The organism is Dechloromonas hortensis (genome assembly GCF_009469765.1).
Taxonomy (GTDB): Bacteria; Pseudomonadota; Gammaproteobacteria; order Burkholderiales; family Rhodocyclaceae; genus Azonexus; species Azonexus hortensis.
The window spans coordinates 40,350-63,073 of the sequence record NZ_SSSQ01000011.1 but is presented as its reverse complement, the minus strand read 5'-3'; the positions used below and the strand labels follow the sequence as shown (position 1 = coordinate 63,073).

Sequence of the window (22,724 nt, the reverse complement as noted above, 5' to 3'; positions counted from 1 at the left end):
AAGTGAACTGCAAACGAGGGGTAAAGCGGTAGCTGCTCGGGAGCCCTGCGGGCGATGGATCAACGCATTGATATTATTAGTTTACTCTATTTTCGCCCGCTCGGAAACGGGCACGGGCGACTGAGGGCGGGGTAATTGCCTTAATACCCGCATCGGCGCATCATCTTCCCCAATAAAATAAATATTCCCCGAATCGCCAATCGCGGCTTTGGCTCGGGAAAAGCGGGAGAGAGCATCATTCAGGAAATTAGCACGCGACGAACCCTGCTCCAGCGTTTGCGGCCGGGTTCTCTGAAATGGCGTCTCTGGGTGCTGGCGGGTTTTCCGCTATTGGCTCTGCCGGTGCTGGGCGGCATCTTGTTCTACTTTGGCAACGAGTATTTCGACCGCTTGCTGACCCACAAGGTGACCGGTGATCTGGCGATGGCGCGCAGTCATCTCGTGCACATCCAGCGTGAAGCGCTGGCTTCGTCGCAGAGCCTGGCAGATTCCCGGCGGATACGCAGTCTGCTCCGCCGCGAGGCGAATGATGTTGGGCTGGCCGAGGTGCTGGCTTCTCGCCAGGAGAATGTCGGCTTCGACTTTCTTGCCATTGTCGATCCGCAGGGCAGCGTCCTGGCGGCCAGTGAAGGCCTGGTGGCGGGCGATCCTTATGTTGACCTGAAGGTGCTCGGCGATGCGTTGCGCAATGCCGATGAGCGGGTTGGGCTGGAGGTTCTGCCGGCGGACAAGCTGTTGCAACTGTCGGCGACGTTGCCGGTCCGGGCGGCGCTTAGCCTGATCGATACGCCATTGGCCACGCCGAGCCCGCTTACGGAAGAAAAACGCGGGCTGGTGGTGGTGGCCGCGGCGCCGATGCGCGATGAAGCGGGAATGGTGATCGCCACCGTCGTCGGCGGCACTTTGCTCAACCGGCAGGCTGCTTTTGTCGATTACCTGTCGGAAATTGTTTCGGCCAGCGGTTTGCGCCAACTTGGTGCGAGCGGCGCTGTGACCTTGTTTCTCGGCGATGTGCGGATTGCGACCAGCGTGCGCCGTGCCGGGGGCGAGCGCGCCATTGGCACGCGGGTCTCGCAGAGCGTCAAGGAGGCGGTTTTCGATCGCGGCGAAACCTGGATACGCCGGGCTTTTGTCGTTGATCACTGGGCGGTGACGGCGTACGAGCTGCTGCTCGATTATCACGGTGAACGGGTCGGCATGCTTTATGTCGGTATTCCGGAGGCGCCATTCGCCGCTTTTCGCTGGCGTGCCATCGGCCTGTTGATGCTGTCGCTGGCGATTGCCGCGATGCTGGCGACCTGGGTCTCCTGGCGCCTGGCGCGCGGCATCCTGCATCCGCTGGCGCGGCTCGATACGGCAATGCGGGCGGTCAGTCAGGGCGAGCTTGCAGCAAGGGTCGGCGAAATGCCGGGGGATGACGAGCTGGTGGCGCTCGGCCAGCTCTTCGATCAACTGCTCGACACCATCGGCGAGCAGACTGGTGCCTTGCGGCGCTGGGGCGAGGAACTCGATCTCAAGGTGGCGCAGCGCACCCGCGACCTGGCCGAAGCCAACGACGCCCTGGCCATGGCGCGCGATGCGGCCGAGCGGGCCAACCAGTCGAAGAGTTCTTTCCTGGCCAACATGAGCCACGAAATCAGGACGCCGATGAATGCCATCGTCGGCCTGACCCATCTGTTGCAGAAGGAATTGAGCGACCCGCGTCAGGTCGAGCGTCTGAAGAAAATCAATGATGCGGCGCATCACCTGTTGTCGATCATCAACGACATTCTCGATATTTCGAAGATCGAAGCCGGCAAGCTGCACCTCGAGTACAGCAGCTTCGACATGGACACGGTCTTCGATGGCGTCTGTGCGATGACCGCCGAGCGGGCCAGTGCCAAGGGTGTCGAACTGATTCGCGATGTCGCGCCGGCGCTGGCCGGTACCTTCCAGGGCGATGCGCTGCGCCTCGGGCAGATCCTGCTCAATTTCACCGGCAATGCCCTGAAATTCACCGAGCAGGGCTCGATCGTCATCCGGGCTGCAGTCGTCGAGGAGCGGGATGGACAGGTGCTGGCCCGCTTCGAGGTGCGCGATACCGGCATCGGTATCGATCAAGCGGCTTTGCCGCGTCTGTTTTCGGCCTTCGAGCAGGCTGATAGTTCGACCACCCGGCAGTATGGCGGGACGGGGCTGGGCCTGGCGATCAGCCGGCGGCTGGCGGCGATGATGGGCGGCGAGATCGGCGTTGAAAGCGCGCCCGGAAAAGGCAGTATTTTCTGGTTTACCGCCCGACTCGGGCGCGACGGTAGCAAGCTGGCGCCACGCCCGGCACTTTCTGCACTGGCTGGTCGGCGGGCGCTGGTGGTCGATGATCATCCGGAAGCCGCCCTGGTCTTGGTCGAGATGCTGCGTCAGCAGGGTATGCGGGCGACGGAAGCGACCAGTGGCGAGGCGGGGCTGGGCATGATCGCCGAGGCCGACCGCCTCGGTGAGCCATTCGAGATCGTCCTCTTCGACTGGCGTATGCCGGGCATGGATGGACTGGAGGCGGCTGCGGCGCTGGCCCGGATGCCTTTGCAGCATCGCCCGCTGCATCTGCTGGTCACCGCCTACGACAACGAGTTGGGGCGTGAATTGTGGGCGCCGGCCGGTTTTCATGGCGTACTGGCCAAGCCGGTTTCCGCCTCATGCCTGTACGACACCCTGCTGCGGCTGAGTGGCCGCGCGCCCGAGGCGCCCGTGGCCGGGGCGGCCGAGGTCGGTAGGTTGCTGATTGAACGCCACGCCGGCCAGCGCATCCTGCTCGCCGAAGACAACGAGATCAACCGTGAGGTGGCGAGCGAATTGTTGTCGAGCGTCGAGCTGGAACTGGATATGGTCGACAATGGCGCCGAGGCGCTGGCGCGCGCCGCCAGCGAGCGTTATGACCTGATCCTGATGGATGTCCAGATGCCGGTGCTTGATGGCCTGGAGGCGACGCGGCGCATTCGCCGGCTGCCCGGCTATGAAAACGTGCCGATTCTGGCGTTGACCGCCAACGCTTTTGAAGATGATGTGGCGATCTGCCTGGAGGCCGGCATGAACGCTCATGTCGCCAAACCGGTCGATCCCGATCTGCTCTATGCCGCCTTGCTGAACTGGCTGCCGGCCCGCTAGGCGCGGGCCGCGACCAGTTCGGCCAGTTCGCCGGTGCTGAAGCCGGCGGCGAGGCGGGCCGCTTCGTTCATTGGCGCCTGTGGCCAAGGCGCTTCGTAGTCGTCGAGCAGGCGGCGATAGGTGCTTTCCGGTTCGAGTTGGCGGTCGGCACAAAGCTGGCGGAACCACTGGTCGCCGAGGCCGACATGGCCGATCTCGTCGCGCAGGATGATGTCGAGCAGGCGAGCCGATTCCTCATCGCCGCATTCCGCCAGCTTCTGCTGGATGGGCGGCGTCGCATCGAGGCCGCGCGCTTCGAGCAGGCGCGGCACCAGCGCCATGCGGGCGAGGACGTCGCCGGCTGTCTTCTCGGCCATCGCCCACAGACCGGCATGGGCGGGAAAATCGCCATAGTCGTGACCGAGCGCCTGCAGGCGCTGGCGCAGGATCGTAAAGTGGTAGGCCTCTTCGGCGGCGACGCCGATCCAGTCGGCGTAATACTGCGCCGGCATGCCGGGAAAGCGCGCCGCGTGGTCGAGCGCCAAATTGATCGCCGTGAACTCGATATGGACGATGGCGTGCACCAGCCGGGCGCGACCTTCCGGGCTTTTCGGATTGCGTTTCGGCACCCGTCGGGGTGAAACCAGTTCCGGTCGGGCCGGAAGGCCGCAGTGCAGGGCGACCCCGGGCTGGTCGCGCCAGTCCAGCCGGCCGGCTTGCCAGTCGGCGGCGATGCCTGCGGTCAACGCCAGTTTTTGCTCGATTTCGGTGGCGGCCAGCGCGTCGGCCAAGGCGGCGAACAGCGAACGACTCATGGTGCCGGGTTGGTGTATCGCAACTGGAGGGCGTCGATTTCAGCCAGCAGTTCGGGAGAAATCGCGGTCTGGGTCGCCGGCAGGGTTTCCTGCAGTTGCGTTAGCGACGAGGCACCGACAATGGTGCTGGCAACGAACCAGCGCGAGCGGACAAAGCCGAGGGCGAGCTGGCTCGGGGTCAGGCCGTGCTTGGCGGCCAGCGCGGCGTAGGCGGCGACGGCGGGCTGGACGTTGGGCTTGGTGTAGCGCTGACCGAAGGTGGGCCACTGGGTGATCCGGCCCGGGGCGTCCGGATTGGCCAGGTACTTGCCAGTCAGGTGGCCGAAGGCCAGCGTCGAGTAGGCGAGCAGGCCGATGTTTTCGCGATGGCCGATTTCGGTCAGCAAGGATGTCTCGTAGGTCCGGTTGAGCAGGTTGTAGGCGTTCTGCGTCGAGACGATGCGGGGCAGGCCGGCTTCCTCGGCGAGGCGGACGAACTGCATCAAGCCCCAGGCGTGTTCGTTGGAGACGCCGATCTGGCGCACCTTGCCTTCCTTGACCAGTTCGCCGAGGGCTTGCAGTTGCTCGCGAATCGACGTGCATTCCCGTTCGTTGGCCGGATCGAAGTGCCATTGGCCGAACATCGGCTGGTTGCGTTCCGGCCAGTGCAATTGATAGAGGTCGATGTAGTCGGTGCGCAGGCGTTGCAACGAGCCGTCGATGGCGGCGCGGATATTGGCCCGGTCCATGGCCGGCGGGCCGCTGCGGATCCAGCTCAGGTTGCGGCTGGGGCCGGCTACCTTGGTGGCGATCAGGATCTTGTCGCGGGCCTGGCGGGCCAGCCAGTTGCCGACGATGCGCTCCGAGGCGCCGCAGGTTTCGGCGCGGGCCGGCACTGGATACATCTCGGCGACATCGATGAAATTGACGCCGGCGGCCAGTGCGTAATCAAGTTGGGCGTGGGCGTCGCTTTCAGCGGTCTGTTCGCCGAAGGTCATCGTGCCGAGGCAGACATCAGGAACGATCAGGTCGCTGTTGCCAAGGGGGCGTTGCTGGAATGGGGACATGGTGTTTCTCCGAAAATGGGCCGGAAATCAGGGTTGACCGCAGAGCACGCCGTAGATCAGCACGTGGCGGTTGAGAAAGGGGTCGAAGCCGGCCGGGACGATGGCCAGGCAGTGGTCGGCCGGCGGCGGGCAGTGCTGCGTGACCCAGGCGCTGGCTGCGGCATGGGCGGCGTCGAAGGTCGGGAACAGCCCCGCCAGTTCGGGCGAACGAACCGGCAGGAAAGCGCCGGAATGGCGGTCGAGCAGGGTATCGGTGTCGAGCCGCTGGACCGCGTAGCCGGCCGGCTGGCGCGGCAGCGGCAGGTCATCGAGAAGAAAGGGGTCGCCGAAAGTATCGGCCGGCAGGGTGTTGCTCATCGTGCGACATTTTAGCGGCAAGCATGCCCGGCCGACGCGCTTGATCGCGGGTCGATCAGTCCCGCGTGATAGAATGCCGGGCTGTAACAATAACTTCACAGGACTGTCATGTTCGGTCGCTTGATGCCCAGGGAGGGCAAGTATTTCGATCTTTTCAACGCGCACGCCGAGTTGATTGTGCAGGGCGGCCAAGCGCTGTCCGGGTTGATCGGGGCGCTGGTCGATGCGCCGGAGCATGCTGAAAAGCGTGCCGAAGAAATCGACGTCATTGAGCGCAAGGCGGATGAAATCACCCACAGCACGCTGGCGCAGTTGCACACCTCATTCATTACCCCGTTCGACCGCGATGAGATTCATCAGCTGATCAACGGCATGGATGACATTCTCGACATCGTTCAGGATGTCGCCGAGTCGATGGCCCTCTACGACGTCCATAGCGTGCCGGCCGAAGCGAAGCTGCTGGCCGATGTCACCGAGCGTTGCTGCGTCTGCGTGCAGTCGGCGGTCAAGCTGCTGCACAGCATGGAAAACGCGCCGGCCATCCTCAGGCACTGCCATGAAATCAACGATCTTGAATCCGACGCCGATCGCATGCTGCGCGAAGCGATGTCCAAGCTCTTCCGCGAAGAGCCGGATGTGCGCCAGGTGGTCAAGATGAAGGAAATCTACGAACTGCTCGAATCGGTGAGCGATCGCTGCAAGGACGTCGCCGGCACGATTGAGGCCATCGTTCTAGAAAACTCCTGAGCGGGTAGCTCGGTATGGATACCGTACAAATCAGTCTCGGCGTGGTCATCACGCTGGTCGTCGTTGCCTTGCTGTTCGATTTCATGAACGGCTTCCACGATGCCGCCAACTCGATTGCCACCATCGTCTCGACCCGCGTTCTCAAGCCGCATCAGGCGGTGATCTGGGCCGCGGCCTTCAATTTTCTCGCCTACTTCCTGTTCCAGCTCAAGGTGGCCAGCACCATCGGCAAAGGCACCATCGACCCGAGCATCGTCGATCACTACGTGATTTTCGGGGCGCTGGTCGGCGCCATCATCTGGAACATCATCACCTGGTACTACGGCATTCCGTCCTCCTCTTCGCACGCGCTGGTCGGCGGCCTGGTCGGGGCGGCGATTGCCAAGGCCGGAGTGGGCGGCCTGATTTCGGCCGGGGTCCTGAAGATCATCGCTTTCATCTTCATCGCGCCTTTCCTCGGCTTCGTGATCGGTGGCGGCCTGATGGTGGCGGTTTCATGGATCTGCCGCAACGTTGCGCCCAGAAAGGTGGACAAGCATTTCCGCCGCTTCCAGCTACTCTCGGCAGCGGCTTACAGCCTTGGCCACGGTGGCAATGACGCGCAAAAAACGGTTGGCATCATCTGGATGCTGCTGATCGCCGCCGGCATGTCTGACCCTCATGCCGCCATTCCGGGCTGGGTGGTGTTCTCTTGCTATACCGCGATGGGCCTCGGTACCATGTTCGGTGGCTGGCGCATCGTCAAGACCATGGGCAATCGCATCACCAAGCTCAATCAACCGCGCGGTTTCTGTGCCAACACCGGCGGCGCGATCACCCTGTTCCTGGCGACGGCACTCGGCATTCCGGTGTCGACGACGCATACCATTACCGGCGCCATTGCCGGGGTCGGTTCGACGCGCGGTGCCCGCCGCGTTCGCTGGGGCGTCGCCGGCGGCATCGTCTGGGCGTGGATCCTGACCATCCCGTGCAGCGCGGCGATGGCGGCGATTGCCTGGTATATCGGCCGCCTGGTTCTCTGATTTGAAATTTTTCCGCTATCTGCTCCTGCTGGCGCTGCTGGCAGGAGTGGTCTGGCAGTTCCCGATGCTTTGGGAGCTGGCTGTGGCGGCAGCGCTCGGCGGCGCTTACTGGATCTTTTTCCGGATTCCGCCGGCCGCCGACTAAGCCGGAATATCCGGCACCAGCATAGCTTCCAGCAGCAGGATGCGGTCTTTCAGGGCCAGTTTCCGTTTTTTGATCCGGCGGACCAGCAGATCATCGGGCGGCGGGTTTTCGATCAGGTGGGAAATCACCTGATCGAGGTCGCGATGTTCGACCTGCAACTCCTGTAGCTGGTGGCGGATGCCATCCAGTTCCTCGTCGGTCAATGTTTGGGTGGCCATGGACTGTTCCTGACTGCATGCGATGTTATTGCTAGAATAACCCGAACAATTCAATGGAGGAGAGAGAAATGCAACATCATGTGATCGTGTCTTTCGGCCGCGACAAGGAATTCGATTTCAAGGTTTTCGGTGGCGCGGCAGCCGACGAAGCCCGTCAATGGTTCGATCATGAATTTACCGTGCTTGAATGCGATGTGGCGACGCCGACCGGCAAGATCCTGGCCGTCGACCGTATTCTCAGCGTCGCCAAATACGCCGGCGAAGGGCGTTTCCGCGACCAGCGCACCTGGGCCGAACAGTTTGCCAAATACACGGCGGCGATTCTCGGTCGCGAGTTGATCCGCGTCGACGTCGAGCACTACAGCATCGGTTATTGATGAACAAGGCGTTCGTACGGGAGAGCGACGGCGATGACGAAGAAGAACTCGAAGCATCGCTGAAGCTGCCCAGCGGCACACGCAACTACATTACGCCGGGCGGTCATGCCCGGTTGAAGTCCGAACTGGAGCACCTGGTCAAGCGCGAGCGGCCGCATGTGGTGGAAATCGTCGCCTGGGCCGCCTCAAACGGCGACCGTTCGGAAAACGGCGATTACATCTATGGCAAGCGGCGCCTGCGCGAAATCGACCGGCGCATCCGCTTCCTGACCAAGCGCCTCGATATTGCCGAAATCGTCGATCCACTGCGCCAGGGCGACAACGACCAGGTCTTTTTCGGTGCCCGGGTCACCGTTGCCGATGTCGATGGGGCAGAAAACACCTACACCATTGTCGGTGTCGATGAAGCCGACGTCGCGCGCGGTCGTATCAGCTGGATCTCGCCGCTGGCCCGGGCACTGATCAAGTCGCGCGAAGGCGACAGCGTGCGCTTCCAGAGCCCGCTCGGCATCCGCGAAATCGATATCATCGAAGTCGTCTACGCCGCGATCGACTGATCAGGGCAGCAGGCGGCGCATCTCGCCGTGTTTGAACAGCCAGAAGCGTTGCGGTGGCAGGCCGCGTTGCTCTAGCGCGGCCGCCAGATCCTGCGGCGGCTGGTCGAAACTTTCCTGGGTTAGCTCGAAAGTGCCCCAATGCACGCCGAGCGCCTGTTTCGCCTCCAGGTCGAGCATGATCCTGAGCGCATCGTCCGGGTTGATGTGCTGCGGCGCCATGAAGTCGCGCGGCAGGTAGGCGCCGACTGGAATGGCGAGAAAATCGACCGGCCCGAGGCGGCGGCGGATTTCCTGGAAATCCTTCGAGTAGCCGGTGTCGCCGGTGTACAGAAAGCGCCACGGCGCCGCCTGTCCGGCCGACCATTCGATGGCGAAGCCACCCCACAGTGTTGCGTTGGCATCGAACAGGGTGCGCTTGCTCCAATGCTGGGCTGGCGTGTAATGCAGCTTGAGCGGGCCGAATTCCAGCGTCTCCCATCAGTCCAGTTCGCTCACCCGCCCGATGCCGCGTTCGTCGAACCAGGCCTTGACGCCGAGGCTGACGATGAACTGCGGTTTCTGGCCGGCGGCAAGCAGGCGTTCGATGGTCGCTTGGTCGAGATGATCGTAGTGATTGTGCGAAATCAGCACGAAGTCGATCGGCGGCAGCGCTTCCGGCTCGATCGGGGCCGGTACGCGGCGCTTGGCTGAGAGCCAGGGATGAGGCCCGGCGTAATCGGATAGCTGCGGGTCGATCAGGATGTTCTTGCCGGCCACCTGCAGGAGCAGTGAAGCGTGGCCGAGCCAGGTGAGGCGCGGTGTCTCTTGGCGTTGCTGCAGGGCTTGCGGGTCGAGCGCGACGCTCCAGTCGCGGGCAAAGCGGGCGTAGCCGCCTGCGGGTTCCTTGAGCGGCCGGAAGTCGCCGCGCAGGTTGCGTCGCAGCACGTCGTACCAGGGCAGTTCCCCGATATGCAGCGTCGGGTCGCTGTTGGCAAAGCCCTGCGGGCGGTGGTGCGGCTTTTTTGGGTCATATTGCGGGTTGACCGTGGCACAGGCGGTGAGCAGCGCGATGCCGGCTGCAGCGAGGTAGAGACGCTTCATCTCAACCCGCGCACCGCTTCGCGGCGGGCAACGCCGAGCTTGGCGGCACGTTCGATCTTTTGTGCGAAAGTCGGAAAGTCCAGGCCGAACTTGGCGCGCAATTCTTTGGCGTGGTTGTGCAACCAGCGCCAGCGTGGTTCGAAATAGCGGACCTTGAAGGCGAGCAGCACGTGGTTGCCATCTTCCGGGACGCCGAAGACGATCACCTGTTCGTCGAAAACCTGCATCGCATCGCTGATCAGGCCGACGTAGCTGTCCTTCTCGCCGGCCAGATTGACGACCAGTACGCCATTGCCGGAGAGCTTGCCGTAGATGCTTTCGAGGAATTCCCGGTTGGCCAGCGCCGGCGCGAAGCCGGTTTCGTCGAAGGCATCGACCATCACGACATCGATACCTTTGTCGGCGCCGGCGATGTATTCGGCGCCATCGCCTTCGATGACCTGCAGTCGCGGTCCGTCCGGCGGCAGCATGAAAACCTCGCGAAAGGCGATCACGTCCGGGTCGATGTCTACCGCGGTGAATTGCACCGAGGGCATCCGCGTGTAGCAGAACTTGACCAGCGAACCGCCGCCCAGGCCGATCAGCACGATGCGCTTGGGGTGGGGGTTGAAGAGCAGGAAGCTCATCATTTTCTGGGTGTAGCGCAGATCGAGGTCGTTCGGCGCCTTCAGGCGCATGGCGCTCTGCATCAGCCGGGTGTTGAAGTACAGGTAACGGCGCTCGCCGTCGTCGACGACGAAAGGCTTCGGGTAGCTTTCGTCGAGCAACTGGGCGCGCAACTCGCCTTCGCGGGCCCAGGCTGGTTCGTGGAGCAGGATCTTGCCGCTTTCGGTCTCGAACGGGCTGGGCATTTCAAAGAGGGCGGCGGGCTTGCTTTGGCGGGCGGCTTGCGTCATGGCCGCCATTTTACCGATCCTGGCCCGACCACGAAGCGCCAATCGGCTGACCTAACTTGATGGTTGCTTCATGGTGCAACCGGCCGCCATTTTTTTGCCAGGCAGTGCTTGCCGAAATCCCGGGGCCTGCTCAACGGCAATGGTGCGGAACGAGATATCGCCGCATCTGCAAATTTAACTATACGAAACTAATTTAATATGTGACAATGTGAAAACATTGGAACTGGCAGTGCCCTACCTGATCATTGAGTTGGGTGGAGGAGACAAACTAAATATAAACAAGCCCGCAACGACGGGCTTCTTTTTTGCCTGCGAGATTTGCCGCCTGGTTCGGCAAGTCCTTTACGGATTGCTGGCCGGCCAGCCCCGGAAAGAGGACAAAAAAATGCCCGCACGCGGCGGGCATAAATCCATTCTTGGAGGAGAAATGGAGGAGACAGACTGAATTTTGCCAGAACAATGCTGCGCTGCAGCAAGGCGATTTGTATCAGTCTGTAACGGCTGCGGTCGACCGCATAAAAAGGGCCAAAACCGTCCGGCAGCAAAAAGCCTTGCCCGGGGCTTGAAATCCCTGGCGTCGCCCCCATCTCCCGATTCACCTATTTGGTTTGATTGGGAGTTTCAAGCATGTCCGAGTCTGCAACCGCGAACAACACGCAAAACCGCGAAACCCTGGGATTCCAGGCTGAAGTCAAACAACTGCTGCAACTGATGATTCACTCCTTGTACAGCAACAAGGAGATTTTCCTGCGCGAGCTGGTTTCCAACGCCTCCGACGCCTGCGACAAGCTGCGCTTCGAAGCGCTCAACAACAGCGCCCTGTACGGCGACGACAGCGATCTGAAGATCCGCATTTCCTTCAACAAGGATGCCCGCACGATCACCATTTCCGACAACGGTATCGGGTTGAGCCGCGACGAGGCGGTCGAGCATCTCGGCACCATCGCCAAGTCCGGCACCAAGGAATTCTTCTCGGCGCTGACCGGTGACCAGGCCAAGGATGCGCACCTGATCGGCCAGTTCGGCGTCGGTTTCTACTCTTCCTTCATTATTGCCGACAAGGTTACCGTTGTTTCGCGCCGTGCCGGCGTCGAAGCCAACCAGGCCGTGTGCTGGGAATCCGGCGGCGAAGGCGACTACACCGTCGAGATGGTCGAAAAGGCCAGCCGCGGTACCGACGTCACGCTGCACCTGCGCGAAGGCGAGGACGAATTCCTCGGTGGCTGGAAGCTGAAGTCGATCATCCGCAAGTATTCCGACCACATCACCCTGCCCATCGTGATGAAGAAGGAAGAATGGAACCAGGAAAAGGGCGAGCAGGTCATCACCGACGAAGACGAGACGGTCAACCAGGCCAATGCGCTGTGGGTGCGTAGCAAGTCCGACATCAGCGACGAGCAGTACAAGGAGTTCTACAAGCACGTCGCCCACGATTTCGAAGATCCGCTGGCCTGGACCCACGCCCGCGTCGAAGGCAAGCAGGAATACACGCAGCTGCTCTACATCCCGGCCCGCGCCCCGTTCGACCTGTGGGACCGCAATGCCCGCCACGGCATCAAGCTCTACGTCCGCCGCGTCTTCATCATGGACGATGCCGAACAGCTGATGCCGCTCTACATGCGCTTTGTACGCGGTGTGGTCGACTCCTCCGACTTGCCGCTCAACGTCTCGCGTGAAATCCTGCAGCAGAGCAAGGACATCGACGGCATCCGCAGCGGTTGCACGCGCAAGGTGCTCGGCATGCTGGAAGACCTGGCCGAGAACGACAAGGAAAAGTACGCCCAGTTCTGGACCGCCTTCGGTGCCGTGTTGAAGGAAGGCGTCGGCGAAGACTTTGCCAACAAGGAAAAGATCGCCGGCCTGATCCGTTTTGCTTCGACGCACAACGACACGCCGGAGCAGACCGTGTCGCTGGCCGATTACATCGGTCGCATGAAGGAAGGCCAGGAGAAGATCTACTTCGTCACCGCCGATACCTTCAACGCCGCCAAGAACAGCCCGCACCTCGAAATTTTCCGCAAGAAGGGCATCGAAGTGCTGCTCCTCTCCGACCGCGTTGACGAGTGGGTGGTCGGTCACCTGACCGAGTTCGAGGGCAAGCACCTGCAGTCCGTCGCCAAGGGCGGCCTCGATCTTGGTTCGCTCGAAGACGAAGCGGAAAAGAAGGAAGCCGAGAAGGCAGCCGACGAGTACAAGGAGCTGATCGACAAGGTGAAGACTTCGCTCGGCGACAAGGTCAAGGATGTCCGCGTTACCTACCGCCTGACCGATTCGCCGTCCTGCCTGGTGTCCGACGAGCACGACCCGTCTGGCAACCTGGCCCGCTTGCTGAAGGCAGCCGGCCAGGCCGCACCGAACGTCAAGCCGATCCTCGAAATCAACCCGAACCACGTCGTCGTGCAGCGCCTGAAGTACGAGGAAACCCGTTTCGACGACTGGGCGGCGCTGCTTTTCGAACAGGCCACGCTGTCGGAAGGCGGTCAGCTCGACGATCCGGCCGGCTTCGTCAAGCGCATCAACGAACTGATGATGGCGCTGAGCGGCAAGTAAGCCGATCTAACGCCAGCTGGCCCGACCCCTGCGACCATTAAGGCAAAGGCTGTGGCCCTAGGGGCGACCGGCTGAAACGGGCAAAAACGGAACGCTGCGGCGTTCCGTTTTCTTTTGGCGCATTAAATCACTTGGACGCCGCTTTTTTCCGAGGTGATAATGAAGGCTAATTCGATGAAACATCCAGTGAGCCGCCAGGGACGATGCAGGCCTTCGATAAAAGCCGTCAAGACGTTATTGATCTGATCACCAAAACGGAGTCGATCCCGTTTGTGCTGGCCGATGAGGGCGACCCGTCGGCAGAACAGATTTGCCAGTCGCTGACCAGCCTGGTGCAACGCGCCCGGGAGGGCGCCGTTACCCTGACGGCTTTCGAGATCGACGCCATCCAGCGGGTCGAGATGATACTGCGCGGGGTGCTGGAGTTGATGGAGGAAGGCGGCAAAGCGACCGTCTCCGAGATCACCGAGCAGATCGGTTTTCTCGCCAGCAACAAGGAGGTGATTGCCGAGCCCGAGGTTGACCAGGTGCTGGTCAATGTTCTGGTGCAGGACCTCGAACCCGGCGAAATGGTCGATCTCAAGTCCTGTCCCTTCCTGCGCGACCACGACTATGCCGACGATGTTTACGGCCTGGTCAAGCAGGTGACGCTGGAGAGCCGGGAGGGCAAGGAAATCGTCACCGTCCGTTACGACGACTTCGGCGTCGTTCATTACCCGCTCGGTACCAAGCTGCTGGCCCTGGCCAAGGACTGAACCCCGGCGCTTCCGCCGGGCGGTTTCGTTCTCTGCCTGGCGAGGGGGGGCAAAATTGCCGTTTTCCGGCCGTCGACCGCAGCCCTCGCCATCGCCAACCCGATCAGCCGCGGAGTTTCCGGCTCCAGGCCGCCAACGCTCGCATCTGCTCGCCGATCAACTGGATGATTTTCGGATCGGTCAAATTGCCGTCGGCGTCGAAGGATGCGCTGAATGCGTTGGAGAAAACCTCCGGCTTGTTCAGCGGGTGCAGGTCGAGGGTGACGCAGACCTGGCGTAGATGGTATTGCGAGCGCGAGGAGCCCATGCCGCCGGCGGCGCCCATGATGGCAACTGCCTTGCCGGCGAGCAGGGTGTTGTTCGGCTCGCGCGAGGCCCAGTCGAGAATGTTCTTCAGGGCCGGGGCGATGGAATAGTTGTATTCCGGGCAGGCCAGCACCAGCGCATCGGCGGCGCCGATCTGGGCCAGCACGCGCAGGACGCTGGCCGGTTTCTCGGTGATGTCGGCGTTGTAGAACGGGATGTCCGAAAGATCGGCGATATCCATGCTGACGCCTTCCGGCAGTTCGGCCAGAGCGGCGCGCAGCAGGCCGGCGTTGGTGGATTGGCGACGCAGGCTGCCAGCGATGCCGAGGAATTTGAGAGGGCTCATCGGGGTCTCCTGAATACTGGGTAAGGGCTTGTGTGAGTCGGCGCAGAACCGGTGGTTCCATCACGGCCGAAAACTGCTGCCGGCTTCTTGTATGCTAGCTGTTCTCTAAGCATTCTGCCCAGATGAAAAATCCTGTCTTCATTATTGTCGTTGCCCAGTTGTTCGGCACTTCGCTGTGGTTCTCCGTCAATAGCGCGGCGGATGACCTGATCGCCAGCTGGGGGCTTGCGCCGGCCGCCATTGGCACGCTGACCAACGCCGTCCAGCTCGGCTTCATTATCGGCACGCTGACTTTCGCGCTGACCGGGCTGGCCGACCGCTTCGCCGCCAGCCGGATCTTCGCCGTCTGCGCCGTGCTCGGCGCGCTCAGCAATGCGGCTTTCGCGCTGTTCGCCAGCGGCTTGGCCAGCGGACTGCCGCTGCGCTTTGCCGTTGGTTTCGCGCTGGCCGGCGTCTACCCGCTCGGCATGAAGCTGGTCGTCAGCTGGGTGCCGGAGCGAGCTGGGGCGGCACTGGCCCAGTTGGTCGGCATGCTGACGCTGGGTACCGCCTTGCCGCATGGCTTGCGCCTTGCCGGGGCAGGGTGGTCGTGGCAGGTGACGATCCTGCTTTCCTCGCTGCTGGCCACGCTGGCGGCGGTGTTGATTTTCCGCCTCGGCGACGGGCCGCACCTGAAGCGCCGGCACGATGCGCCGCCGCTACGTCTGGGCCGGGTCCTGATGGCCTTTGCCGAGCGCGATTTCCGCGCCTCCGCCTTCGGCTATTTCGGCCATCAGTGGGAGCTTTATGCCTTCTGGACGCTGGTCCCGGCGTTGGTCGTTCTGAGCGGCCTCGCCGCGCCGGCGACGCGGAGCGTCTCCGGACTGGCCTTTGCCATTATCGGCGTCGGCGCGCTCGGTTGCCTGGCCGGCGGCTGGTGGAGCCAGCGCATCGGTAGTGCCCGGGTGGCGGCGGTCGCCTTGACGTTGTCGGCGATCAGTTGCGCGGTTTTCCCGCTGACGGGGAACTGGCCGGACTGGGCGCGGCTGACATTGCTGCTGCTCTGGGGGGCGGCGGTGGTCGCCGATTCGCCGCATTTCTCGGCCCTGTCGGCGCGTGCCTGTCCGCCTGAAATCGTTGGCAGTGCCCTGGCTTTCCAGAACTCGCTCGGCTTTGCGATCACGATGTTCTCGATCCACCTCGGCACGGCGTGGATCGGCGAGTGGGGCGCGAATATCGCCTGGTTGCTGTTGCCCGGTCCGCTGCTCGGGCTGCTTGCCCTGTTTCCGCTATGGCGGGCCGGCAAGTGAGTGGAGGGCATTGATGAATCCCGACGACCTGCTGCTCCTCGTCACCCGCACCATGCCCTTCGGGAAGTACAAGGGGCGGCTGATTGCCGACTTGCCGGGGAATTACCTGAACTGGTTTTTCCGCGAAGGTTTTCCGCCCGGCGAAATCGGCCGTTTGCTGGCGCTGATGCAGGAAATCGACCACAACGGCTTGTCCGACCTGCTGAAACCGCTGCGCCAGCCCTGAGGCGATAAAAGGGCGACGCCTGCGGTCAACCGGGTTTTTGGGGCAAAAACGGGGCGCCCGTTATCAGGCGCCCCTGAGGCTTACTTGACGTTGAACTGTTCGTGCAGGCAGGCCTTGTGCTCGTCGCCCAGCTTGTCCTTGCAGGCTTCGCGGGCCTTCTGGTGGAGGTCGCAATTGGCCTGGTTCGGCGTCTTGCTGCAATCGACCGGCGGCATCTTCTGCTGCACGCACTGGCGGAAGGCAGGGCCGGTCTGGCTCTGGCATTCCTTGTACACCGCCTTGCGGGCTTCGCATTGCTGCGGATTAACGGCCTTGCTGCAGTCGAATTTCTGCATTTGCTCGCCCATGCAATGCTTGCGCTGCGGGCCGGCCATGCCCTTGCAGGCTTCGGCTGCCTGGGCGCGGGCTTCACGATGCGCATTACAAGCGGCCGGGTTGGCCGACTGGCTGCAGTCACGCGGCGGCATCTGCTGCTGCACGCACTGGCGGAAGGCAGGGCCGGTCTGGCTCTGGCATTCTTTGTACACCGCCTTGCGGGCTTCGCATTGCTGCGGATTGGCGGACTTGGTGCAGTCGAAATTCTGCATCTGCTCGCCCATGCATTGCTTGCGCTGCGGGCCGGTCTTGTCCTTGCAGGCTTCGACCGCCTTGGCGTGGGCCTCGCGATGCGCATTGCAGGCAGCCGGGTTGGCCGACTGGCTGCAATCACGCGGACCGCGGGCGCCCGGCCCACTCCCTTGCATCATGCCGGGGCCTCTGCCTTGACCCATCATCTGGTCGGGGCCACCCATGCCGCCCATGCCGGGGCCGGGTTGGGCGATGGCTGGCAAGCAGAACAGCGCGGCGATCAAGGCGCTACCGATCATCATCAGGCGGGATTTCATTTTGTGCTCCTTGTTGTTGGTGGGTTCAATTTGATTGTAGGACGATGCTGAAAAGATATGCCGACAAGTTGTAAATGACTGCAAACAGAAGTGGGCTCGCTTACAAAGCGTTACGACTCACGCTATATTCCTGCGCATGAACAAGAATGCGAATTCACACGAGCACCGTCTGGCGCTTTCCGAGGTGCTGGCGCTGATGGTGGCGGATGGCCTGGTCGAACCGGAACTGGCCGAGGCCCTGAAAAACGAGCGTCGCCTGCATGGCGGGCGCATCCATCCGCTGATCGTGATTGCCGACCAGAAGTGGCGGGCGCCGAAACCGCCGCAGAGACTGCTGACGCTGGAGGTGCTGACCGAGTGGCTGGCCGGCTGCAGCGGCCTCGACTACCTGCATATCGACCCGCTCAAGATCGATTTCACCGGGGTCGCCGATGTCATGTCGAGCGCCTACGCGGCGCGCTTCGGCATTCTGCCGGTGCAGGTGACGACGCGCGAAATCGTCATCGCCACCGCCGAGCCTTTCGTCCGGGAATGGGAAGAGGAGCTGAAGCCCATCCTGCGCAAGGAAATCCGCCGGGTGATGGCGAATCCGGACGATATTTCGCGCTATCTGGTTGAATTCTTCGCGCTCGCCAAGTCGGTCAAGAAAGCGGCGGCCAAGGGCGAGATCACTTCGGGGCTGTCCAGCTTTGAGCAGCTGGTCGAACTCGGCAAGGGCAACAAGCAGTTCGATGCCAACGACCAGCACATCGTCCATATCGTCGACTGGCTGTGGCAGTACGCCTTTGACCAGCGCGCCTCGGACATTCACATCGAGCCGCGGCGCGATATCGGCATCGTCCGTTTCCGCATCGACGGCGTGCTGCATCAGGTCTACCAGATTCCGATGACGGTGATGAACGCGATGACCAGCCGCATCAAGCTGCTCGGCCGGATGGACGTGATCGAGAAACGGCGGCCGCAGGATGGCCGGGTCAAGACGCGGACGCCGTCGGGGCAGGAGGTGGAGCTGCGCCTGTCGACGCTGCCCACCGCCTTCGGCGAAAAGCTGGTGATGCGGATTTTCGACCCGGAAGTGCTGGTCCGCGATTTCCGCTCGCTCGGTTTTTCCGAGGACGACCAGACGCGCTGGAAGCAGATGACCGCGTCGCCGAACGGCATCATCCTGGTCACCGGCCCGACCGGCTCGGGCAAGACGACGACGCTGTACACGACGCTGAAACAGCTGGCGACGCCGGAAGTGAATGTGTGCACCATCGAGGATCCGATCGAAATGGTCGAGTCCGCCTTCAACCAGATGCAGGTCCAGCACAGTATCGACCTCGGCTTTGCCGACGGCGTGCGGGCGCTGATGCGGCAGGATCCGGACATCGTGATGATCGGCGAAATCCGTGACCTGGAAACGGCGGAAATGGCCATCCAGGCAGCGTTGACCGGCCACCTCGTGCTCTCCACGCTGCACACCAACGATGCGCCGTCGGCGATCACCCGCCTGCTCGACCTCGGCGTGCCCCCCTACCTGATCAATTCGACGCTGCTTGGCGTCATGGCGCAGCGTCTGGTCCGGACCCTGTGCCCGCATTGCAAGAAACCGACGCCGACGACGGAGGATCAGCGCAGCGCCTGGCGTTCGCTGGTCGCCCCGTGGAAATCCGGCGAGCCGGCCCAGATCTGGGAGCCGGTCGGTTGCCTGGAATGCCGGATGACCGGCTATGTCGGCCGGGTCGGCATCTACGAAATCCTGCTCAACTCGCCCGAGGTACGCCGGATGATCAAGCCGGCGATGGAAGTGGCCAAGCTGCGCGAGCAGGCCTACCGCGAAGGCATGCGGCCCTTGCGCATTTCCGGGGCGCTGAAGGTGGCGCAGGGGGCGACTTCGCTCGAGGAAATCATCAAGGTGGCACCGCCGGCCGATGACATATAGTTAGGGAAAATAGTTCTTTTTGATTAGGTAAAACGCCGTAGTGTGTAGATAATGTCACCCTCTTCGCAAAGGGGTCATTATGGCTGTCGAGCTTTTCAACGATGGAAAACACATCGTTCATGCGTTTTACGATCTGGTTGATGACTCGCCGGCCGGCGCTGTTCAGTCCAACCAGTTCCTGATCGCCGATCATGGTCACGGCGCGCTGATCGACCCCGGCGGCAACATGACCTACTCGGGGCTGCTGATGGACATGCAGCAGTATTTCCCGTCGCGTGATCTCGACTACATCCTGGCCTCGCATCCCGACCCGGACATCATCGCCTCGGTCAACAAGTGGTTCATCGCCTCGCACTGCAAGGTGCTGATTTCGAATCTGTGGACCCGCTTCGTGCCGCATTTCACCAACGGCAAGGACATTTCCGGTCGCATCGTCGGCATTCCCGACCAGGGCGCGCAGATTGCCCTCGGCCAGTGCAAGATCATCGCCTTGCCGGCCCACTTCCTGCACTCCGAAGGGAATTTCCAGTTTTACGACCCGATCGCCAAGATCCTCTTTTCCGGCGACCTCGGCGCCTCAATGGTGCCGCACGAACTGGCCGCCGAGCCGGTCAGCGATTTCGCCAGCCATGTCCGTTTCATGGAAGGCTTTCATCGGCGCTACATCGTGTCGCGCAAGGTGGCCCGGTTTTGGGCCAACATGGTCCGCCAGCTCGATATCGAGCAGATCGTGCCGCAGCACGGCAGTCGTTTTGCCGGCAAGGCTGCGGTCAACGACTTCATCAGCTGGGTCGAGGGCGTCGAGTGCGGCGTCGATCTGATGACCCAGGCCCACTACTGCCTGCCGCAATAAAGCCGGCCGCCTAGAGCAGGCTGGCCTTGCGGCGCACCGCGTCGACATAGGCCAGCGCATCCATCGGGCCGCCCTCGCGCTGGGCGCGCCAGATGGTTTCACCGAGACATTCGAGCAGCACATGCTCGGCATCGTGCGGGTCCATCCGGCTGCGCAGGCTGTCGAAGGCAGCGCGGATGCCCGGCGGCTGGTCGATGCTGATCTGTTCGTGGATGGCAAGGTGCAGCGAAAGGTGCAGGAAGGGATTCATCTGGCCGGCTTCCGGTGCCCATTCCTGCTCCACGGCGCCGGCGCTGTCGGCGAGCAGGGCGTGGTATTCCGGATGGCGGACGGCGAGATCGGCGGCGGTGACTTCGGCGCCGACCAGCGGCAGGCGCTCCAGGTGTTTCTTCCAGGCGTCGCAGAAGAAACGACGAACTTGCTCGCGTGACGGGTTAAACATGCTTGCCTTCAATAAGTAGAGTGATGACGGAATTGTGGAACAGCCGGTTTTGAGCGCCGGCCGGGGCAATCTGGCCGCTGCCGTAGGCACCAAGCAACGGGGTGTCGGGAAACTGCTGGCGGAAGGCGAGCAGGTCGCGATCATCGTCGCCGTAGAACAGCGGGCCGCGGCCGATGCAGGAGAACATCAGGCCGCAATCCGGCTGGAAAATTCCCTCTTTTTGCACGTCGACCCTAGGGCCAGCCGTTGTTTCTATGGTTGCAGGGCCAGCCGTTATCTCTATGGTCGCAGCACTAAGCGCCTGCCGCATGTCCTGCTCGGCGGCCAGCGGCTGGCGTATAGCCCAGGTGATCGTTTCGCCCTCGCTCAGCGCCTCGGCCAGACTCAGCGAACCATCGGCATTGGCCGACAGGATGGGGATGCCCGGCAGGTCGGGGCGGCGCAGGGCGACGATCTGGTGCAGCGGAATGCTGTCGCGCAATTCGGCCGGCAGGTTGCGCTGCAGGCTGGCCAGCGCCGTCTGGCCGGCGCAGCGGCAAATGTCGTAGCCGCGCGTTGCATCGATGCGCTGGGCCTCGCCGAGCCGACGCAGGCCCGGCGAAACCGCCAGGCGGGTCTGGCCGGGCAGGCGGACTTCGGCACAGCCGTCGGCAGCCAGCCGGCCGTGCGCCCAGACGGCGGCGTCGGTGTCGAGCAGGCCGAGGCGCGCTGGGCCAACCTGCCAGGCAAAGGGAAGGGTGGTGTGGCCGCTGAACGAGACGATCGGCGCTGCGGGCAGCACCGGCTCGGCATTTTCGAGAACCAGGGCTGCGGCACCGGGCTGGTCGAGCAGCCAGCCGCATTCGGTAAACAAACCGCTGGCCGTACCGCCAAAGACCTGCAGGCAACCGGCGGTACGGGCGGCGGCCAGGATGGCGGGTTGTGCCTGGCGGCTGAACTCGCGGCTCAGGAACAGGATGACGGCCGCAGCACGCTCCAGGCCGGCCGCGGCGAGGGCCTGGCGAACGGCCTGGCTGGCCAGTTCGGGCGCCGGGTGTGGGCCGCTGGCCAGGCCGCTGCCGGCTTTCACAGGGCCTTGCCCTTGAAGGTGCAGAGGTCGGCGACGACGCAGCGCCCGCATTCCGGCTTGCGGGCCTTGCAGATGTAACGGCCATGCAGGATCAGCCAGTGATGGGCGTCTTTCTTGTATTGCTCGGGCGTGACGCGGAGCAGTTTCTGCTCGACTTCGAGCACGGTCTTGCCCGGCGCCAGGCCGGTTCGGTTGCCGAGCCGGAAGATGTGTGTATCGACGGCGATGGTCGGCTGGCCGAAGGCGGTATTGAGAACGACGTTGGCCGTCTTGCGGCCGACACCGGGCAAGGCTTCCAATGCGGCGCGCTCGGTCGGCACTTGGCCGGCGTGCTCGGCGAGCAGGATGCGGCAGGTGGCGATGACGTTTTTGGCCTTGGTGCGGTAGAGGCCGATGGTCTTGATGTATTCGGTCAGGCCTTCCTCGCCGAGGGCGGCCATCGTCTCCGGCGTCGGGGCGAGTGGAAAAAGGCGGGCCGTCGCCTTGTTGACGCCGACGTCAGTCGCCTGGGCCGACAGGATGACGGCGATCAGCAACTGGAAGGGGCTGCTGTAATGCAGTTCCGTTGTCGGCGCCGGATTGCTTTCGGCAAGGCGGCTGTAAAAGGCTTCGATGGCGGCTTTTTTCACGATTTAAGGCTTTTTCAGGATTGTCAGGCAAGCCGGAATGATGGATATTCAAGGAAAACAAATTCTAACCGACAGAGAAGGCTGCGCTTCTGTGGCACTGATAACCCGTGGGGATAATCTCGTTCTCTCCCAGATTGTCGAAGGCAATCCGGTGGCCAGTTTCGTCATCGACGACCAGCACCGGGTCACCCACTGGAACCGTGCCTGCGCCGTCCTGACCGGGGTGCCGGCGGCCGAGATGATCGGCCATTCCGAGCAGTGGCGCGCCTTCTACGATCACCCGCGACCGATCATGGCGGATTTGATCGTCAGCGGTGCCCTCGAAGGCGCGGTTGACCAGTTCTACCACGGTAAATACAGTCGCTCGGCGCTGATCGAAGGGGCCTTCGAAGCCGAGGATTTCTTCCCGGCCTTCGGCCAGGGTGGCCGCTGGTTGTACTTTACGGCTGCTCCGCTGCGCGACGCGGACGGTCGGGTGATCGGCGCCATCGAAACCTTGCAGGATGTGACGGACCGCCGGCGGGCCGAGGAGGCGCTGCGTGAGAGCGAGGAGCGTTACCGCGTGCTCAGCGTCACCGATCCGCTGACCGGGCTGTTCAATCGTCGCCACCTGCACCAATGCCTGCACGTCGAACTGGATCGGGCCGACCGCTACGCCCGGCCGTTGTCGGTGCTGGTCATCGATTGCGATAACTTCAAACAGATCAACGATACGCGGGGCCATCTCGAAGGCGACAAGGTTCTGCAGGGGCTGGCTCATTTGATCGGCGAGTCGCTGCGCAGCACGGACAGCGCTTTCCGCTATGGCGGCGAGGAGTTCGTCGTCCTGTTGCCGGAGGCCGATGCGGTTGCCGCCCGTTTGTTTGCCGAGCGCTTGCGCGAGCGCGTCGCCAGCCAGGCGGAGCTGGCCAACGATGCCGAACTGGCCGGTTGTACGGTCAGTATCGGCGTCGCCGAATATGTACGGGGTGAAGGCGAGGCTTCCTTCATCCATCGGGCCGACGAGGCCACTTATGAAGCCAAGCGGCGCGGCAAGAATTGCGTCATCGAGGCCGCTTGAGTTGTTGCCGG

The 22,724-nt window shown here is 62.8% G+C and carries 24 protein-coding genes and 1 pseudogene; 14 read left to right on the top strand and 11 right to left on the bottom strand.

Translation table 11 applies throughout. The annotated features are described in order from the left end of the window. The first annotated feature begins 309 nt into the window (after positions 1-309). Positions 310-3,141 carry a response regulator gene (locus GH663_RS16090; protein ID WP_153132708.1) on the top strand — a complete coding sequence of 944 codons (2,832 nt, stop codon included), beginning with the start codon at positions 310-312 and terminating at the stop codon, positions 3,139-3,141. Here the strand turns inward: GH663_RS16090 and GH663_RS16085 are convergent. The 3 genes from GH663_RS16085 to GH663_RS16075 are packed head-to-tail and all read right to left on the bottom strand — an operon-like array spanning position 3,138 to position 5,338. Next, positions 3,138-3,935 (bottom strand): ferritin-like domain-containing protein, encoded by a 798-nt coding sequence (locus GH663_RS16085; protein ID WP_153132707.1) that lies wholly within the window; start codon positions 3,933-3,935, stop codon positions 3,138-3,140. The two genes, GH663_RS16090 and GH663_RS16085, sit on opposite strands and share 4 nt — an antisense overlap. Continuing rightward, positions 3,932-4,981, bottom strand: a complete 1,050-nt coding sequence (locus GH663_RS16080) for an aldo/keto reductase (protein WP_153132706.1) — start codon at positions 4,979-4,981, stop codon at positions 3,932-3,934. The genes GH663_RS16085 and GH663_RS16080 overlap by 4 nt, the downstream gene beginning before the upstream one ends. Before the next feature lie 27 nt (positions 4,982-5,008). Next, complete coding sequence (locus tag GH663_RS16075; RefSeq protein ID WP_153132705.1) at positions 5,009-5,338, bottom strand: hypothetical protein; 330 nt, start codon at positions 5,336-5,338, stop codon at positions 5,009-5,011. A 108-nt stretch (positions 5,339-5,446) separates the two neighbouring features. Here GH663_RS16075 and GH663_RS16070 point away from each other — a divergent pair, with 108 nt between their 5' ends. Genes GH663_RS16070 through GH663_RS16060 form a run of 3 tightly spaced genes read left to right on the top strand, consistent with a single transcriptional unit; the run spans position 5,447 to position 7,252 of the window. Continuing rightward, positions 5,447-6,085: a DUF47 domain-containing protein gene (locus GH663_RS16070; protein WP_153132704.1), complete on the top strand. Its 639-nt coding sequence runs from the start codon at positions 5,447-5,449 to the stop codon at positions 6,083-6,085. A 14-nt stretch (positions 6,086-6,099) separates the two neighbouring features. Continuing rightward, positions 6,100-7,107 carry an inorganic phosphate transporter gene (locus GH663_RS16065; protein WP_153132703.1) on the top strand — a complete coding sequence of 336 codons (1,008 nt, stop codon included), beginning with the start codon at positions 6,100-6,102 and terminating at the stop codon, positions 7,105-7,107. Position 7,108: 1 nt separating this feature from the next. After that, on the top strand, positions 7,109-7,252 hold the full coding sequence (locus GH663_RS16060; RefSeq protein ID WP_153132702.1) for a hypothetical protein: 144 nt from the start codon (positions 7,109-7,111) through the stop codon (positions 7,250-7,252). On the opposite strand, the gene GH663_RS16055 is transcribed toward GH663_RS16060, so the two are convergent. Next, the gene (locus tag GH663_RS16055; RefSeq protein ID WP_205629901.1) at positions 7,249-7,470 is read right to left on the bottom strand and encodes a YdcH family protein; all 222 of its coding nucleotides are present in this window, start codon (positions 7,468-7,470) and stop codon (positions 7,249-7,251) included. The two genes, GH663_RS16060 and GH663_RS16055, sit on opposite strands and share 4 nt — an antisense overlap. Positions 7,471-7,538: 68 nt before the next feature. Here GH663_RS16055 and GH663_RS16050 point away from each other — a divergent pair, with 68 nt between their 5' ends. Continuing rightward, the gene (locus tag GH663_RS16050) at positions 7,539-7,847 is read left to right on the top strand and encodes a hypothetical protein (protein ID WP_066883215.1); all 309 of its coding nucleotides are present in this window, start codon (positions 7,539-7,541) and stop codon (positions 7,845-7,847) included. Further along, a complete protein-coding gene (gene greB / locus GH663_RS16045; RefSeq protein WP_153132701.1) occupies positions 7,847-8,404 on the top strand; it encodes a transcription elongation factor GreB in 558 nt (185 codons plus the stop codon). Before GH663_RS16050 ends, greB begins: the two co-directional genes overlap by 1 nt. Here greB and GH663_RS21255 read toward each other — a convergent pair. Both GH663_RS21255 and GH663_RS16035 read right to left on the bottom strand, forming a co-directional pair. Continuing rightward, a pseudogene (locus GH663_RS21255) lies at positions 8,405-9,484 on the bottom strand (MBL fold metallo-hydrolase). Further along, positions 9,481-10,389 (bottom strand): spermine/spermidine synthase domain-containing protein, encoded by a 909-nt coding sequence (locus tag GH663_RS16035; protein WP_153132700.1) that lies wholly within the window; start codon positions 10,387-10,389, stop codon positions 9,481-9,483. Before GH663_RS16035 ends, GH663_RS21255 begins: the two are co-directional and overlap by 4 nt. A gap of 220 nt (positions 10,390-10,609) precedes the next feature. Between GH663_RS16035 and GH663_RS16030 the strand changes: the two genes are divergently transcribed. The 3 genes from GH663_RS16030 (at position 10,610) to GH663_RS16020 (ending at position 13,685) form a co-directional block, all read left to right on the top strand. Next, positions 10,610-10,825, top strand: a complete 216-nt coding sequence (locus tag GH663_RS16030; RefSeq protein WP_153132699.1) for a hypothetical protein — start codon at positions 10,610-10,612, stop codon at positions 10,823-10,825. Between the two features lie 182 nt (positions 10,826-11,007). Continuing rightward, positions 11,008-12,930 carry a molecular chaperone HtpG gene (gene htpG, locus GH663_RS16025; protein WP_153132698.1) on the top strand — a complete coding sequence of 641 codons (1,923 nt, stop codon included), beginning with the start codon at positions 11,008-11,010 and terminating at the stop codon, positions 12,928-12,930. Positions 12,931-13,133: 203 nt separating this feature from the next. Continuing rightward, positions 13,134-13,685 (top strand): hypothetical protein, encoded by a 552-nt coding sequence (locus GH663_RS16020; RefSeq protein ID WP_153132697.1) that lies wholly within the window; start codon positions 13,134-13,136, stop codon positions 13,683-13,685. A gap of 103 nt (positions 13,686-13,788) precedes the next feature. Here GH663_RS16020 and GH663_RS16015 read toward each other — a convergent pair whose 3' ends face one another. After that, positions 13,789-14,337 carry an NADPH-dependent FMN reductase gene (locus tag GH663_RS16015; protein ID WP_153132696.1) on the bottom strand — a complete coding sequence of 183 codons (549 nt, stop codon included), beginning with the start codon at positions 14,335-14,337 and terminating at the stop codon, positions 13,789-13,791. A gap of 122 nt (positions 14,338-14,459) precedes the next feature. Here GH663_RS16015 and GH663_RS16010 point away from each other — a divergent pair, with 122 nt between their 5' ends. Together GH663_RS16010 and GH663_RS16005 are read left to right on the top strand one after the other, a co-directional pair. Next, positions 14,460-15,626, top strand: a complete 1,167-nt coding sequence (locus tag GH663_RS16010; RefSeq protein WP_153132695.1) for an MFS transporter — start codon at positions 14,460-14,462, stop codon at positions 15,624-15,626. A 13-nt stretch (positions 15,627-15,639) separates the two neighbouring features. Then, positions 15,640-15,852, top strand: a complete 213-nt coding sequence (locus tag GH663_RS16005) for a DUF3820 family protein (protein WP_153132694.1) — start codon at positions 15,640-15,642, stop codon at positions 15,850-15,852. An 80-nt stretch (positions 15,853-15,932) separates the two neighbouring features. Here the strand turns inward: GH663_RS16005 and GH663_RS16000 are convergent, their stop codons facing one another. After that, a complete protein-coding gene (locus tag GH663_RS16000; protein WP_211371179.1) occupies positions 15,933-16,736 on the bottom strand; it encodes a hypothetical protein in 804 nt (267 codons plus the stop codon). Positions 16,737-16,872: 136 nt separating this feature from the next. Between GH663_RS16000 and tfpB the strand changes: the two genes are divergently transcribed. Together tfpB and GH663_RS15990 are read left to right on the top strand one after the other, a co-directional pair. Next, complete coding sequence (gene tfpB, locus GH663_RS15995) at positions 16,873-18,660, top strand: type IV pilus assembly ATPase TfpB (RefSeq protein ID WP_153132693.1); 1,788 nt, start codon at positions 16,873-16,875, stop codon at positions 18,658-18,660. A 79-nt stretch (positions 18,661-18,739) separates the two neighbouring features. After that, positions 18,740-19,513 carry an oxygen-binding di-iron domain-containing protein gene (locus GH663_RS15990; protein ID WP_153132692.1) on the top strand — a complete coding sequence of 258 codons (774 nt, stop codon included), beginning with the start codon at positions 18,740-18,742 and terminating at the stop codon, positions 19,511-19,513. Positions 19,514-19,523: 10 nt separating this feature from the next. Here the strand turns inward: GH663_RS15990 and GH663_RS15985 are convergent, their stop codons facing one another. The 3 genes from GH663_RS15985 to nth are packed head-to-tail and all read right to left on the bottom strand — an operon-like array spanning position 19,524 to position 21,653. Then, the gene (locus GH663_RS15985) at positions 19,524-19,955 is read right to left on the bottom strand and encodes a DUF1841 family protein (RefSeq protein WP_153132691.1); all 432 of its coding nucleotides are present in this window, start codon (positions 19,953-19,955) and stop codon (positions 19,524-19,526) included. Further along, on the bottom strand, positions 19,948-21,024 hold the full coding sequence (locus tag GH663_RS15980; RefSeq protein ID WP_170291441.1) for an FIST C-terminal domain-containing protein: 1,077 nt from the start codon (positions 21,022-21,024) through the stop codon (positions 19,948-19,950). Before GH663_RS15980 ends, GH663_RS15985 begins: the two co-directional genes overlap by 8 nt. Further along, on the bottom strand, positions 21,021-21,653 hold the full coding sequence (gene nth / locus GH663_RS15975) for an endonuclease III (RefSeq protein ID WP_211371178.1): 633 nt from the start codon (positions 21,651-21,653) through the stop codon (positions 21,021-21,023). Before nth ends, GH663_RS15980 begins: the two co-directional genes overlap by 4 nt. Positions 21,654-21,744: 91 nt before the next feature. Between nth and GH663_RS15970 the strand changes: the two genes are divergently transcribed. Next, entirely contained in the window at positions 21,745-22,713 is a 969-nt protein-coding gene (locus GH663_RS15970) for a sensor domain-containing diguanylate cyclase (RefSeq protein WP_246181615.1), read from the top strand. Positions 22,714-22,724 lie beyond the last annotated feature (11 nt).

What these genes read in the sequence shown, in the direction of transcription:
- htpG (WP_153132698.1), top strand. Translation starts at nt 11,008, where the DNA reads ATGTCCGAGTCTGCAACCGCGAACAACACGCAAAACCGCGAAACCCTG.
- tfpB (WP_153132693.1), top strand. Translation starts at nt 16,873, where the DNA reads ATGAACAAGAATGCGAATTCACACGAGCACCGTCTGGCGCTTTCCGAG.
- GH663_RS16075 (WP_153132705.1), bottom strand. Translation starts at nt 5,338, where the DNA reads ATGAGCAACACCCTGCCGGCCGATACTTTCGGCGACCCCTTTCTTCTC.
- GH663_RS16005 (WP_153132694.1), top strand. Translation starts at nt 15,640, where the DNA reads ATGAATCCCGACGACCTGCTGCTCCTCGTCACCCGCACCATGCCCTTC.
- GH663_RS16015 (WP_153132696.1), bottom strand. Translation starts at nt 14,337, where the DNA reads ATGAGCCCTCTCAAATTCCTCGGCATCGCTGGCAGCCTGCGTCGCCAA.
- GH663_RS16050 (WP_066883215.1), top strand. Translation starts at nt 7,539, where the DNA reads ATGCAACATCATGTGATCGTGTCTTTCGGCCGCGACAAGGAATTCGAT.
- GH663_RS16085 (WP_153132707.1), bottom strand. Translation starts at nt 3,935, where the DNA reads ATGAGTCGTTCGCTGTTCGCCGCCTTGGCCGACGCGCTGGCCGCCACC.
- GH663_RS15985 (WP_153132691.1), bottom strand. Translation starts at nt 19,955, where the DNA reads ATGTTTAACCCGTCACGCGAGCAAGTTCGTCGTTTCTTCTGCGACGCC.
- GH663_RS15990 (WP_153132692.1), top strand. Translation starts at nt 18,740, where the DNA reads ATGGCTGTCGAGCTTTTCAACGATGGAAAACACATCGTTCATGCGTTT.
- GH663_RS16035 (WP_153132700.1), bottom strand. Translation starts at nt 10,389, where the DNA reads ATGGCGGCCATGACGCAAGCCGCCCGCCAAAGCAAGCCCGCCGCCCTC.
- greB (WP_153132701.1), top strand. Translation starts at nt 7,847, where the DNA reads ATGAACAAGGCGTTCGTACGGGAGAGCGACGGCGATGACGAAGAAGAA.
- GH663_RS16065 (WP_153132703.1), top strand. Translation starts at nt 6,100, where the DNA reads ATGGATACCGTACAAATCAGTCTCGGCGTGGTCATCACGCTGGTCGTC.
- GH663_RS16070 (WP_153132704.1), top strand. Translation starts at nt 5,447, where the DNA reads ATGTTCGGTCGCTTGATGCCCAGGGAGGGCAAGTATTTCGATCTTTTC.
- GH663_RS16000 (WP_211371179.1), bottom strand. Translation starts at nt 16,736, where the DNA reads ATGAAATCCCGCCTGATGATGATCGGTAGCGCCTTGATCGCCGCGCTG.
- GH663_RS16010 (WP_153132695.1), top strand. Translation starts at nt 14,460, where the DNA reads ATGAAAAATCCTGTCTTCATTATTGTCGTTGCCCAGTTGTTCGGCACT.
- GH663_RS16020 (WP_153132697.1), top strand. Translation starts at nt 13,134, where the DNA reads ATGCAGGCCTTCGATAAAAGCCGTCAAGACGTTATTGATCTGATCACC.
- GH663_RS16080 (WP_153132706.1), bottom strand. Translation starts at nt 4,981, where the DNA reads ATGTCCCCATTCCAGCAACGCCCCCTTGGCAACAGCGACCTGATCGTT.
- GH663_RS16055 (WP_205629901.1), bottom strand. Translation starts at nt 7,470, where the DNA reads ATGGCCACCCAAACATTGACCGACGAGGAACTGGATGGCATCCGCCAC.